Annotated in this window: 11 protein-coding genes; 7 read left to right on the top strand and 4 right to left on the bottom strand. The window is 44.5% G+C overall.

Features of this window, described 5'->3' with window-relative positions:
- The first annotated feature begins 2 nt into the window (after positions 1-2).
- The 4 genes from kdpB to kdpE are packed head-to-tail and all read left to right on the top strand — an operon-like array spanning position 3 to position 6,128.
- Positions 3-2,069: a potassium-transporting ATPase subunit KdpB gene (gene kdpB, locus H8A87_RS14385; protein WP_198690637.1), complete on the top strand. Its 2,067-nt coding sequence runs from the start codon at positions 3-5 to the stop codon at positions 2,067-2,069.
- A gap of 10 nt (positions 2,070-2,079) precedes the next feature.
- Positions 2,080-2,661, top strand: a complete 582-nt coding sequence (gene kdpC / locus H8A87_RS14380; RefSeq protein ID WP_198690636.1) for a potassium-transporting ATPase subunit KdpC — start codon at positions 2,080-2,082, stop codon at positions 2,659-2,661.
- A gap of 3 nt (positions 2,662-2,664) precedes the next feature.
- Positions 2,665-5,409: a two-component system sensor histidine kinase KdpD gene (gene kdpD / locus H8A87_RS14375; RefSeq protein WP_198690635.1), complete on the top strand. Its 2,745-nt coding sequence runs from the start codon at positions 2,665-2,667 to the stop codon at positions 5,407-5,409.
- A 26-nt stretch (positions 5,410-5,435) separates the two neighbouring features.
- Positions 5,436-6,128 carry a two-component system response regulator KdpE gene (gene kdpE / locus H8A87_RS14370; protein ID WP_198690665.1) on the top strand — a complete coding sequence of 231 codons (693 nt, stop codon included), beginning with the start codon at positions 5,436-5,438 and terminating at the stop codon, positions 6,126-6,128.
- Positions 6,129-6,235: 107 nt separating this feature from the next.
- On the opposite strand, the gene pulA is transcribed toward kdpE, so the two are convergent.
- On the bottom strand, positions 6,236-9,046 hold the full coding sequence (gene pulA / locus H8A87_RS14365) for a pullulanase-type alpha-1,6-glucosidase (protein WP_408646929.1): 2,811 nt from the start codon (positions 9,044-9,046) through the stop codon (positions 6,236-6,238).
- Between the two features lie 291 nt (positions 9,047-9,337).
- Between pulA and H8A87_RS14360 the strand changes: the two genes are divergently transcribed.
- Positions 9,338-9,766: an EamA family transporter gene (locus H8A87_RS14360; RefSeq protein ID WP_198690633.1), complete on the top strand. Its 429-nt coding sequence runs from the start codon at positions 9,338-9,340 to the stop codon at positions 9,764-9,766.
- 94 nt (positions 9,767-9,860) lie between these two features.
- On the opposite strand, the gene pgm is transcribed toward H8A87_RS14360, so the two are convergent.
- The gene (gene pgm / locus H8A87_RS14355; protein WP_198690632.1) at positions 9,861-11,501 is read right to left on the bottom strand and encodes a phosphoglucomutase (alpha-D-glucose-1,6-bisphosphate-dependent); all 1,641 of its coding nucleotides are present in this window, start codon (positions 11,499-11,501) and stop codon (positions 9,861-9,863) included.
- A gap of 81 nt (positions 11,502-11,582) precedes the next feature.
- Complete coding sequence (gene seqA, locus H8A87_RS14350; RefSeq protein ID WP_198690631.1) at positions 11,583-12,116, bottom strand: replication initiation negative regulator SeqA; 534 nt, start codon at positions 12,114-12,116, stop codon at positions 11,583-11,585.
- Between the two features lie 259 nt (positions 12,117-12,375).
- Here seqA and ybfF point away from each other — a divergent pair, with 259 nt between their 5' ends.
- Together ybfF and H8A87_RS14340 are read left to right on the top strand one after the other, a co-directional pair.
- Positions 12,376-13,155 carry an esterase gene (ybfF, locus tag H8A87_RS14345; protein ID WP_198690630.1) on the top strand — a complete coding sequence of 260 codons (780 nt, stop codon included), beginning with the start codon at positions 12,376-12,378 and terminating at the stop codon, positions 13,153-13,155.
- A 276-nt stretch (positions 13,156-13,431) separates the two neighbouring features.
- Positions 13,432-14,169: a class I SAM-dependent DNA methyltransferase gene (locus H8A87_RS14340; RefSeq protein WP_198690629.1), complete on the top strand. Its 738-nt coding sequence runs from the start codon at positions 13,432-13,434 to the stop codon at positions 14,167-14,169.
- 55 nt (positions 14,170-14,224) lie between these two features.
- Here H8A87_RS14340 and H8A87_RS14335 read toward each other — a convergent pair whose 3' ends face one another.
- Entirely contained in the window at positions 14,225-14,539 is a 315-nt protein-coding gene (locus H8A87_RS14335; protein WP_198690628.1) for a hypothetical protein, read from the bottom strand.
- Positions 14,540-14,547: the final 8 nt, after the last annotated feature.

The raw sequence follows: 14,547 nt of genomic DNA, 5'->3' as shown, positions 1-14,547 counted from the left end.
TCATGAAAAACAAACAACAAGTATTATTTGAACCCACTTTAATTCGCCATGCACTTATCGATTCGTTAAAAAAATGCCACCCAGCTCGCCAATGGCGTAATCCCGTCATGTTTGTTGTCTATCTGGGAAGCTGCCTGACGACCGCCTTATGGATCGGCATATTGGTGGGACAATTAACTGGTAACGCATTATTTACTGGCGCAATTGCACTCTGGTTATGGTTTACCGTGCTGTTTGCCAACTTTGCAGAAGCATTAGCCGAAGGGCGTAGCAAAGCTCAAGCATCCAGTCTGAAAGGCGTGAAAATAACTAGCTGGGCTACTAAACTGGCTTCATCCAGCCGTGAAGCCACAAAGGAAAAAGTGACCTCTGACACTTTGCGCAAAGGCGATATTGTGCTGGTAGAGGCGGGAGAAATCATTCCCTGTGATGGTGAAGTTCTGAAGGGGGGAGCCTCCGTTGATGAAAGTGCCATTACGGGAGAGTCCGCACCCGTTATCCGTGAATCTGGGGGCGATTTTTCCTCTGTTACTGGTGGCACGCGGGTTTTATCGGATTGGCTGATCGTCGAGTGTACTGTCAATCCGGGAGAAACCTTTCTGGATAGAATGATTTCAATGGTTGAAGGGGCTAAACGACGCAAAACCCCCAACGAAATTGCCCTCACCATTTTGCTCACTGCGCTGACCATTATTTTTCTGCTGGTCTGTGTAAGCCTGCTGCCTTTTTCCTTGTTCAGTGTTCAAACCAATCAATCCGGCACCCCCATTACACTCACCGTACTGGTTGCCCTGCTGGTTTGCCTTATTCCCACCACCATTGGTGGGTTACTTTCAGCCATTGGTGTTGCAGGCATGAGCCGCATGTTAGGAGCCAACGTCATTGCCACAAGCGGACGCGCTATTGAAGCCGCTGGCGATGTAGACGTCCTGCTACTGGATAAAACGGGCACGATCACGCTGGGCAATCGTCAAGCCTCTCAGTTTTTACCCGCGCCCGGCGTAACGGAACGGGAATTAGCCGATGCGGCCCAACTTTCTTCTCTTGCTGATGAAACACCGGAAGGACGCAGCATCGTGATCCTGGCAAAGCAACGTTTTAATATGCGCGAACGCGATCTTCGAGCATTAAACGCGACCTTTGTTCCCTTCTCCGCGATGACACGCATGAGCGGCGTCAATATTGGCAATCGTATGATCCGCAAAGGCGCTGTCGATGCCATCCGTCGTTACATTGAGGCCAACCACAGCCATTTTCCCGATGCCATTGACCTGTTAGTACAGCAAGTCGCACACAAAGGAGGAACACCATTGGTTGTTGCTGAGAACCAGCGAGTCTTGGGCGTTGTCGCCTTGAAAGATATTGTAAAAGGTGGAATCAAAGAGCGTTTCAGTGAAATGCGCAAAATGGGGATCAAGACCGTGATGATCACAGGAGACAATCACCTGACTGCCGCCGCCATTGCAGCCGAAGCAGGAGTTGATGATTTTCTGGCGGAAGCCACACCCGAAGCGAAACTGGCCCTGATCCGCCAATACCAGTCTGAAAGTCGCCTGGTCGCGATGACGGGTGATGGTACAAATGATGCGCCAGCATTGGCACAAGCAGATGTTGCCGTTGCTATGAATTCAGGTACACAGGCAGCAAAAGAGGCAGGCAATATGGTGGATTTGGATTCTAATCCCACCAAACTGATTGAAGTCGTGCATATTGGCAAACAGATGTTGATGACTCGTGGCTCTTTGACCACATTCAGCATTGCCAATGATATCGCCAAATATTTCGCCATCATTCCCGCCGCCTTTGCAGTCACGTACCCACAACTTAATGCCTTGAACATCATGCATCTTCATTCTCCGGAATCTGCGGTACTGTCTGCGGTTATTTTCAATGCGATAATCATCATCTTTCTGCTTCCGCTGGCCCTGAAAGGCGTCAGCTACCGCCCGATGAACGCGTTGTCGCTCTTGCGTCGAAATTTATGGATATATGGCCTTGGCGGCCTGCTCGTTCCCTTTGCAGGCATCAAGCTCATTGACATTTTACTGACTGCTTTGGCTTTCAAATAAGGGGATGAAAATGATCTGGTTACGTTCTTCCATTGTCCTGCTGGCATTTCTTAGCCTAATCACGGGTATTGCCTACCCGCTTCTGGTGACGGGATTATCAGAAGTCTTATTTCCCCATCAAGCTCAAGGATCGTTAATTGAGCAAAGTGGCAGACGGGTTGGCTCTGAATTAATCGGTCAGAATTTTACCAAAGTCACCTATTTTCATGGGCGCCCTTCCATGACGGCTGAAAAACCTTATAACACACTGTCATCTGGAGGCAGCAATCTCTCTGCAACCAATCCGGCTTTAATCAGCAAAATTAACCAAAACATTATCCAAGTACGTTTATTTAATCATCCCGAAAACCGTCAGATTCCTGTTGATTTAGTGATGGCATCAGGTAGCGGGCTCGATCCCCATATCTCCCCTGAAGCGGCCGAATTTCAGGCACAACGTGTGGCCATAGCCCGTCACTTGCCACTTGGGATCATTAATCAATTAATTCAGAAACACATTAAATACCCCCTACTGGAATATATGGGTGAACCCGTGGTAAATGTACTGGAACTTAATCTGGCGCTGGATAACTTAAACCTCAAGGACAAATAAAATATGGATCAAAATGAACCACAACGTCCCGATCCAGATGACTTACTGACACTGGCAAACGAAAAACCACGCGGTAAGCTCAAGATATTTTTCGGTGCTTGTGCAGGTGTCGGCAAAACCTATGCCATGCTGCAAGAAGCCCAACGGCTGCTGGCTCAAGGTTTGGATATCATTGTCGGCGTCGTTGAAACTCATGAGCGGCAAGAAACCGCAGCCCTACTGAAGGGGTTGCCACAATTGCCGCCAAAGCACCTCCGCTATCATGAACGCAGGATTGCGGCCTTTGATATTGATGCCGCTATCGCCCGCCATCCTGCCATTATTCTGATGGATGAGTTGGCATTCAGTAATCCTCAAGGTTGTCGCCATCCCAAACGCTGGCAGGATGTAGATGAATTATTGGAAGCCGGCATAGATGTACTGACCACCATCAACGTGCAACATCTGGAAAGCCTGAACGACATTGTCGGCGGTATTACCGGTATTCGCGTTCGCGAAACCATTCCCGATCATATATTTGATCAGGCCGATGATGTTGTTTTGGTTGATCTTCCCCCTGACGATCTACGTCAGCGACTCAATGATGGCAAAGTTTATATTTCAGGTCAGGCCGAGCGTGCCATTGAACATTTCTTCCGCAAAGGAAACCTGATCGCTCTGCGTGAATTGGCATTGCGTCGTACGGCAGATCGCGTAGATGATCAGATGCGTGCTTTTCGTGACACGCGGGGCAAAGAACCCGTATGGCATACACGGGACAATTTACTGTTGTGTATCGGCTATAACGCGGGCAATGAAAAACTGGTTCGGAAAGCAGCTCGCTTGGCAGCGAAGCTAGATTGTATCTGGCATGCCGTTTATGTTGAAACCCCTAAGCTACACCGGCTACCAGAAGGCAAACGACGTACTATTTTGAAAGCCCTGAAGCTCGCACAAGATCTGGGAGCGGTGACCGCAACACTTTCCGACTCTCATGAAGAAAAAGCGATCCTGCTCTACGCAAGAGAGCATAATCTGGGCAAAATCCTTACGGGTCGCTATTACAGCTCATACTCGACACTCTTTAGTTATAAATGGATGAGTTATAAATGGCTTAGCTATAAATGGCGTCCCGACTTCTCTGAGCGGCTGGGAAAACTCGGCCCTGATCTGGATTTGATCATTGTTGCACTGGAAGACAAAAAACGCTGGGATAAAGAGCAAAAAGATAACCGAACATTTAATGAAAAATGGCGAATCCCGATTCAAGGCTTCGCAATGGCTATCGTGCTCTGTGCCTTAATTACGCTCTTTTCTCGAACTTTCTTACTCAACCTCGATAAAGCCAATCTAGTCACACTTTACCTGCTCGGTGTTGTCATTATCGCCTTGTTTTATGGCCGCTGGCCTTCGGTCTTTGCTGCTTTTGTCAATGTCATTAGTTTCGACATCTTCTTTGTCCAACCGCACTGGTCATTGGCGGTCAAGGACATGCAATACCTGCTTACCTTTACCGTCATGCTGATTGTGGGCGCAGTCGTGGGAAACCTAACCGCAGGTATACGCTATCAGGCCAGAGTTGCCCGCTATCGTGAGCAGCGAACACGGCACCTATATGAAATTACCCGTGAGTTGAGCCGAGCCCTGAATGAAGAAGATGTAGCCCGTATCAGCTATCACTTTTTATCCAATAGCTTTCAGGCAAAAACAGGGCTGCTGCTACCAGACAGCAACCATCATTTATATCAGGTGAAATCCAATAACGGTGGTCAGATGCAAATTGATGAAGCCATCGCCAAATGGTGTTTCGATAAAAAACAACCAGCAGGAGCCGGTACTGATACATTACCGGGCGTGCCTTACCAATTATTGCCTATTGCCACACCTTCACAGGTATTTGCCGTTCTTGCCATCGAATCCCCTAACCTGCGCCAATTATTGGTGCCGGAACAACAGCGATTATTACAAACCTTCACAGGACTTATCGCCAACGCACTGGAGCGCTTACATCTTGCCCGCAGCGCGGAATACGCCAAACTGGAAACCGAGCGGGAACAACTGCGGAACTCACTGCTGGCGGCTCTATCCCACGATTTACGTACTCCGTTAACCGTGCTATTTGGGCAGACAGAAATACTGATGTTAGATTTATCCGCTGAAAACTCGCCCCATACCCAACAAGTCAACCAAATTCGCCAACAAATTCTCAGCACTTCCCGGCTGGTCAATAACCTGCTGGATATGGCGCGTATCCAATCAGGTGGTATTCAACTCAATCTTGAATGGTATCCGCTGGAAGAAATTGTCGGTAGCGCTTTGCGCTCATTAGAATATGCCCTCAACCGTTACACCGTAGAGCTATCTCTACCCACCGATTTATTCCTGCATTGTGATGCCGCCTTGCTGGAGCGTGTTTTTATCAATCTGCTGGAAAATGCGATTAAATATACTAATGAACAGACCCCCTTGGGCATACAGGCTACCATTGAGCGAAAACTTGATCAAAAACAGGCGCATATCGAAATCTGGGATGCAGGGTCAGGAATTCCACAAGGACAAGAACAACTCATTTTTGATAAATTCTCACGGGCCAGCAAAGAATCCGCCATACCCGGCGTCGGGCTGGGTTTAGCTATCTGCCGATCAATCATTGAAATTCATGGTGGAAAGATATGGGCGGCTAACAATAAAAAAGGTGGAGCTAGTTTTCACTTTGTTCTACCGTTGGAAGATCCACCCAAAATTGAAGATGCACCTGAGGGTATGTGAGTAAAACTAATTTTAGTACGGCTAATGTGAGTGCAACTAAAAACAGTACGATCTTAATCGTCGAAGATGAAAAAGAGATCCGGCGTTTTGTTCGATTAGCACTGGAAAGTGAAAACTGGCGGGTTTTTGAATGCGATACCTTAAAACGAGGTTTAATTGAAGCCGCCACCCGCAAGCCTGATTTACTGATCCTTGATTTGGGATTGCCCGATGGTAATGGCATTGACCTCATCCAAGATATACGCCAATGGAGCGATATCCCGATTATTGTGCTTTCCGCCCGCGATAGCGAACAAGATAAAGTGACAGCATTGAATTTTGGTGCTGACGATTATCTGAGCAAACCTTTTGGCATCAACGAATTGATCGCCAGAGTTCGTGTTGCCCTACGTCGCTCATCTAAAGCCAATCAACTTAATCCCGTGATTCATTTTTCAGATATCCAAGTTGATTTGGTCAACCGGCGGGTTTTGAAAGGCCAAAATGAACTTCACCTGACTCCAATTGAGTACCGCCTACTCACTGAATTGCTCACCAACAGTGGCAAGGTACTGACTCAACGCTATTTACTCAATCATGTCTGGGGGCCAAATTACGTTGAGCACAATCATTATCTAAGAATTTACATGGGGCATCTGCGACAAAAGCTGGAAACCGATCCTGCCCGTCCTAAGCATTTGCTAACAGAAACGGGGGTAGGTTATCGGTTCATGCCTTAAACGAGCCGCCTTAAACTATCTACCTTAAACTACCCACCTTAAACCACATGCTGTAAAAATCATGCCTCAAGATACATCTCAAGGCATGAAATCAAAAATGGCGGCAGTTACTTCCGACGGACGGGTAAACCCGCACCACGAATTCCTTCCTGCGGTAAGACCAATACTGCTGCCGACCACGCTGGCATTATCACCTCGCCATTTTCCTTTATCTGTACTCCCGCAGCCAAAGACGCCTTGCCCAATTCACGTTGAATATCATTTAACTCCAAGCCATTGACATTAATATCTTTGACAGTGATAGACCACGGAGCGGCGTTAATGACCACCACCAAACCATCAAATCGCCAATCACGATCACGAGAGGTCGTGTTGCCGTCATCAATAGTCATGACCAGTAATCCAATTTGCTGACGTGACCCAACATTAACAAAATCGACACGTTGCTTAACGGATGCACCATCGCCGAGAGTCATCAATGGTGAGAATTGACGTAAACGCAATAGTTCCTGATAAAAGGCCATCATCTGTGATAATTCACTTTGGCCTGGTTTTTTTACCCTCTTTTTCACGCTGTTGATTAACGGATAATTTTTGCCATCATTACCGTGTTCCGGCATTCCTACATCATAATTATTACCCTTGTAATCATAGCTCACACGGTTAAACCAATCACCTGCATTGTAAGAATCACGGGTAAACGATTTTGAGCGCAATAACTCTGACCCTTGCTGGTCAAAAGCCAGCCCTTGCCCAAGGAATATTGTGGAAAGAGAGATTGCCTGCATACGAACTCTTGTTTTTAAATCCGCCTGAAGTGCAGCCTTGTAACTAATGATATCCCACAACGTTTGGTTATCGTGCTTAGATACATAATTCAGTACTTCAATGGGCTCTGACGCATAGCCCGCAGCAGTACCCTTATAATCAATTTCTCGGCCTGTTTTCACTGCTCCATCTTTATCGATCATGACAAAATCAGCCAAATTGCCAGCCATGCCAAGACGCACCAGATCTAACAAATGACGCACTTCATTTGCATCTAACCTGGCAATTTCATTGGGTAATGTTCCTGCACCGTTACCGATTCCCTGATTAATGCGAATGCTATTGGCAAAATCAAATGGCCCACCACCACGTACCGCATCCCGTAACCTGTCAGAGAAAGTACCAATACCCGTTCCCTTAAGATTCATTTGCGAAGCGATTTCGAATCGGTCGTCCTGCCCGGAATTCCAACCCTCACCGAAAAAGTAGATCAATGGATTGATAGTACGCACTTTTGCCAATGCTGATAAAATTTGAGCTTTGGGGTGATAACCCATTAAATCGAATCGAAACGCATCGATCTTATAGTCTTTAGCCCAAGTCACCAGGGAGTCTTCGATAAGTTTGGCAAACATACGACGTTCCGGCGCGGTATCGTGACAACAGGTATTATTTTCAACCTGACCCGTTATTTCATCCAAACGGTGGTAGTACCAAGGCACAATCTTATCCAACACCGACGTTCGAGATGTAGGACCTGCTGCATTGGTATGGTTATAGGCGACATCCATGATCACATTCATATCCAATTGCTGTTTGATAGCCTGAACCATAGAGCGAAACTCTTTTATGCGACCCGAACCTTCGGCATCAGTAGCATAAGAACCTTCTGGTACTGAATAATGCAACGGATCGTAACCCCAGTTATAGGAATCAGTTTTTGCCACCATGGTATTTAGCTCTTGCACTTGCGGATTTTTGACACTGTCATCACGTTGTAATTGCTGCAAGACTTCTATCACAGTCAATGAACTATGGCAATAATCAGCGAAACGGCTATTTTTCACCGTGGTGTTGATTTGGCATAAGCGACTAAAAGGGTGATCAAGGTCAGCCACCTGATGGCTAAACTCATTAATAGAAGCGATATCAAACACAGGCAACAATTCCATATGAGTCATCCCTGCCTGACTCAGCGCCTTAAGGTGTTTGAACATGTTGCTGTTATTATCCGTAAGAGCCAGATACTTACCACGCCAAGCTTCCGGTATGGTGTTGTCTGCAACGGAGAGATCACGAATATGCGCTTCATAAATGGTCATACGAGCAATATCCACTGGTGTATTTTGCGGATGCGGCATGAGCAGGTTATCCCAGTTTTGCGGCTTCAACGCCTCATCATCCAGATTGACGACCTGACTATATTCCGAATTAGTGGACAGACTATAAGAATAAGGATCAGTAACCTCATAGCGTTCTACACGGCGAGAATACGGATGGTACACCGTCAAAGCATAACGGTAGTAAGCACCAATCAACACCTTGTCACCTTGCCAAGACCAAGAGCCGCTCGCTACATCGCGTTGCATTGTGTGATTAGCGATAATCTGTTTACCTTGGTTATAGATAACTAAATCAACCTCTTGAGCAGTGGGTGCCCAGAGGCGAAAAAACACTCCCTTATCGTTTATTTGCGCGCCATACTCCAGTGTTCCAGCAGCATTGGCAAAACGGTCGTCTAGCACACCAGCAGTTTGTACTCGGGTCGCCGTTAGTAATAAGCCTTGTTTATTGGCAGCCAAGACCACCAAATCCCCGGTCAGTAGTCGATCAATATCCGCATCTTCAGGCAGACTGAATGCCGCCCATTTTGCCAGATGAGGAAATTTTTTTGCTGTCTCCTGACTCAGAGTTGTCGGTGTTAGTGTCAGATAGTTGTCGGTAAAATGACCTTGAGCATTGTCCTCTACCTTATTGTTTTGGTTGTAATATAGGCGAACAATCGGTTTGTCTGCACCAACTGGCCACAATAGTGTCTGTCTATCAACCCAGTGTGCAGAGGCTTGAGAAATTTCGTGCTCTGAATTAGAGATTTCAGCACGACAACGATAGATTTGTTCACTTGATGTCTGATTAAAACTATGTGCCACTGATTTCTCCTGATTTTTGAATAAATAACTTTTGTTTTTGGTGCAACCCGTGAGTAATAAAATAAATATCCCACTGAATAAAATAAGATAAACCTTTCTCCAAAAATCAGATTTCATCGTCAAACCTTTTTTAATAGAAAGATAACGTTTATCATTTCGCTTTTAATAGAAATGGAAATAGTGATTAAATATTGTATTAAGCAATCTCGCCTCATCCTTTTATTCATAAAGATGGGGAGGAGGATAAAGGATGAATTATTTCTTTGATATAACAAATAGGATTAATTGAATATGAGTACATGGCTGATTTATGCCTTACTCTCCGCGCTGACAGCAGCATTGGTGGCTATCTTTGGCAAAATTGGGCTGCAAAGTTTGGATGCCAACGCTGCGACGGCAATCCGCGCTGTCATCATGGCATTGTTTCTGGTAGGCGTTGTCGTTGTACAGGGAAAATTAAATCTCATCAGCGAAATTCTCGCCAATCGCAAGGCGCTGCTGTTTATCCTATTAAGTGGAATTGCCGGTGCACTCTCTTGGTTATTTTATTTTCTGGCGATCAAGCATGGCAATGTTTCCCAAGTGGCTCCCATTGATAAACTGAGTGTGGTGTTTGCGGTAATTCTGGCAGTGATCCTATTTGGTGAGAAAATTTCTCTGGTGGCCGCCGCAGGGGTCGCGCTGATTACCATAGGTGCTTTGATGGTCGCTTTGGGATGAACCAACACTCCACATAACAACCATAAAACATAAAAACGAAAAAGCCATAGCAACCGCTACGGCTTTCATTATTCAGGTCAGAAATAGAAACCCATTAACCCGCTGCAAATACTTGATTAACGATTTCCTGTGCTTCTTGCTCAATTTTTTCACGATGTTCAGCACCGAGAAAACTTTCGCAATAGATTTTATAGGCTTCTTCCGTGCCAGAAGGACGGGCAGCAAACCAACCGTTATCACTCATCACTTTCAAGCCACCGATGGAAGCACCGTTACCCGATGCGGTTGTCAAGCGAGCGGTGATCGGATCACCTGCCAGCATATCGGCCTTGACCATTTCTGGTGATAATTTGGACAACAATGCTTTTTGCTGATGAGTAGCTGCTGCCTGAATCCGGCTATAGCTTGGCGTACCAAATCGTGCAGCCAGTTTGTCATAACGCTGTTGTGGATTCTCTCCGGTAATTGCGGTCATTTCAGCAGCCAGCAGGCAAAGAATGATACCATCTTTATCGGTTGACCACGGCGTGCCATCAAAACGCAAGAAAGAAGCCCCTGCACTCTCTTCACCACCGAAGCCCAATTCACCTTGATACAGGCCATCCACAAACCATTTAAAGCCAACGGGAACTTCGACTAACTCACGGCCCAAATCTGCGACAACGCGATCAATCATGGCACTGGAAACCAGCGTCTTGCCCACTGCGACATTTTCAGGCCATTGTGGACGGTGACGGAATAAGTAATCCACTGCCGTTGCCAGATAATGGTTAGGATTCATCAAACCTGCCGGTGTAATAATCCCGTGACGGTCATAATCAGGATCATTGGCAAAGGCCAAATCAAATTTACCACGCAGCTCCAGCAAACCCGCCATTGCCCAACGAGATGAGCAATCCATGCGGATCACTCCGTCATGATCCAGTGTCATAAAACGGAAAGTCTGATCGATCTTATCATTAACCAGTGTCAAATCGAGATTGTAGTATTCCCCAATCCGCTGCCAATAGGCGATACCAGAGCCACCTAATGGATCAATACCGATTTTTAACCCTGCTTTCTGGATCGCTACCATATCCACAACATCACCCAGCACAGTGACATAAGGATCAACCAAATCTTGGGGATGCAGGTATTCGCTTTTTAATGCCTGTTCATAAGGCAGTCGCTTGATCCCATTGAGATCATTCACCAGTAATTCGTTGGCACGCCGTTCAATGATTGTGGTCAGATCAGTATCGGCTGGTCCACCATTAGGAGGATTATATTTAATGCCGCCGTCTTCTGGGGGGTTATGGGATGGCGTGATCACAATACCATCAGCCAGATTTTTTCCCTGACGGTTGTAACATAAGATGGCATGAGAAATAGCAGGAGTCGGCGTAAAACCGTTATTTTCCTGCATAATCACATCCACGCCATTCGCCGTTAACACCTCCAATACAGAGATAAAGGCCGCTTCAGAAAGCGCGTGGGTATCTTTACCCACATAACATGGCCCCGTAATTCCCTGCTGGAAACGCACTTCCACAATTGCCTGAGAGATAGCCAGAATATGCGCTTCGTTAAAACTGTTGCGTCCAGAACTACCACGATGACCAGAAGTGCCAAACTTGACCTTATGGGCTGGATTTTCGGGATGTGGTTGTAGGGTATAATACTGTGATGTGAGCTGGGCAACATTGATTAAATCATGCTGCTGGGCAAGCTGCCCTGCTCTTGGATGAATTGCCACTTTATTTCTCCTGAGAGACTGCACTGGCTTATCCACCAGTGCAGTATAAATAAGTTCAGCGACTTAGAGCAGCTAACTAAACTAGATAGTGCCACACACTTTTTCAATCAAATTTGCTGGAAACTTCATATCCTGCATAACATGTTCAATCATGCTACGTTTACGGTCAGTATTAGTATTGGTGATCACCCAAAAAGGTGTGCCGGGGATATGACGTGGCTTAGTCTGCTTACCGCTAGCCAGCAGTGTGTGTTCATCTCCCGCAAAATAGGTACGGGTACGGCCGTGCATCGCTTCTGTTGTTTTGGAAAAACTCTCGCTGTTCAAGCCATACAGCGTGGACAGAATTAACATAAAGCGCTCAACAGATTTATTCTTTTCGGCGTACTCATCGGAAAGCAATAATTCGCGAACAACGCGAACAGCATCACGAGAACGGGCAACAGGGGTTTTAATAACAGGTGTAGGATCGTTGGCAGGCGGTGTAATTTGTACTGGCTGCCCGGCGTCCAATTTCAATATGCGCCGTAAAATATCAGATGCACTTTCACCGATATGCAGGGTTTGGCTTGCAATAAAGCGGTAAAGGTCTTCATCAACTTCTATCGTTTTCATTTCTATCCAGTACTGTTCTTAATGAAAAAATTATCTTGGGATTATAAGATATAATGCCACAAAACAAAACAATTAAACTTTCAATAACTTAAAGTGATTCTTTTTAAAATTGGTAATCTTAAAAAAAGCGACTTTCCTCTAAAATAAATCAATCAGTTACAACCATTTCTTCCCATTGAGTTTGTCACTGCTCGCATGTCATGATATTAATCATCTCAATATTAAACATTGTATAAATGGTATTAAATTCAGGCAAATCATGAAGTCAAATAGTCAATTAAATTATCATTTTCACACACCGGAAAATCCGCAATCATCAACTCCCATTGCCTTGATTCATGGGCTTTTTGGGGATTTAAACAATCTGGGGATATTAGGGCGAGACTTACAGCAACATTATCCTGTGATTCAAATCGATGTGCGTAATCATGGTATTTCACCACGAATGGAAAACATGGATTACCGGGATATGGCACAGGATGTTTTGGCTCTCCTTGATGAGCTTAATTTGCCAAAAGCCATAATTATTGGGCATTCTATGGGCGGCAAAATTGCCATGACCATGACGACAGTTGCACCAGAACGTATTGAGAAAATCGTGGTGATTGATATGGCTCCTGTCGCTTATCCCGTTCGCCGACACGACAGCATTTTCGCGGCACTGAACAAGGTCACGGCAGCAGGCGCGCAAACTCGGCAGGCAGCGACAGACATTATGCGCCAGGATATTCAGGAAGATGGCGTTATTCAGTTTTTACTGAAATCGTTCCGACAAGGAGAATGGAAATTCAATCTGTCAGTCCTGCAACAAGAATATGAAAAGATCATCGGCTGGGAGCGCATTCCTGCATGGTCACAGCCAGCACTGTTTATCCGTGGTGGGAATTCTGATTACATTACCGAAGAATATCGGAAGGACATCATCAACCAATTTCCACAAGCGACAGCATGGGTCGTCGCAGGTTGTGGGCATTGGGTTCACGCAGAAAAACCTGAAGCTGTACTCAGGGCAATTCATCGCTTTTTAGGAACAGAGTAATTATGATATCAACCCATCGAGTGTGGGTTGATAAAAAAACAAAACGTGCTCAATATTATTATCAATAAATTAATTACTTTTAAAAATAATTTTTTCTATTTTTATTTTTACATTTATCCAAAAAATATAACCAATATAAAAATAATTATATCTAATTTATTACTGATATCTTAATATACAACAAAGAAAAAACAATCAGCAAACTTTACACTAATACTAAATAATATATCCTATAGACAAATAAAACATCTTGACTTTAATTAAGGACAAAGAATAATGAAAGATAATATCTTATATAATCCTATTGCACATCTTTACGAAAGTTTTTCAGACTCCGCTGCCCAAATCAATATAGAAATCCGAACCATCTTTAATCTAGCAGGAGATATACAAGGAAAATCAGTGTTAGATTTAGCATGTGGATATGGTCTATTTAGTCGGGAATTCAAAAACCACGGTGCTTCAAAAGTTATTGGTGTCGATATATCAGATAGAATGATAGAGCTTGCCAAAAACAAATCGCAACAATGCTGTGATGATATAGAATTTCATGTAAGAGATGTCTGCAAGATGGAATCATTTGGGAAATTTGATCTCATAGTTGCGGCCTGGTTATTCTGCCATGCAGAATCAATTGAAGATCTTGAAACTATGTTTCGTGTAATTGCAGGTCATCTTAAGCCTTCCGGTAAACTAATAGCTTATACATTTGAACCTGATTATCGATTAGAAAAAGGGAACTACGAGAATTATTGCATAAATGTTCTTAGTGAAGAGCCTTTGAAAGACACAACCCTCGTGAAGGCTGAATTTCTTACTACACCACCCAGTCCTTTTACGATGCATCGCTGGAGCCGTGAACAGTATAAAAATGCAATCAATAAGGCAGGTTTCAAACAATTTGAATGGCACAAACCAATGCTGTTGGAGAGCGATATTGAGAGCCATCCTCCAGGTTTTTGGGATAATTTCCAACAAAACTGTCTTGATGCAGCTCTTGTTTGTCAATTCTAACAAGATAATCCCCCGTGACTTCAACGTTAGGGGGATTATTAATTAGATATTATTATTATCTTTTCTCTCGGATTAATGCTATATGATCTATATAATTTGTTCCTTCATGTATATGCATCGTTATATTTACTCGTATTTTATGTATTAGTGCCAACTGTAAAACCATTAACAATTTATCACCAGGACTCGCACCTATCCCATTAGTTAATCGACCATCCTTAAGCGTTATTTTACCATCTTCAGATATTTGAACAGATATATTATTTGAAACAGGAGATGCTACATGAATAAAATCAACATACCCAGAGACTGAAGGGGATTTTTGTTGAATTTCAATATCATTATTGGGATCTGTTGTATTTTTTTGCATTTTTAACC

The organism is Xenorhabdus lircayensis (assembly GCF_016306625.1).
Classification (GTDB): Bacteria; Pseudomonadota; Gammaproteobacteria; order Enterobacterales; family Enterobacteriaceae; genus Xenorhabdus; species Xenorhabdus lircayensis.
Note: the sequence above shows the minus strand (reverse complement) of the source record. Positions and strands in the feature narration are given on the sequence as shown.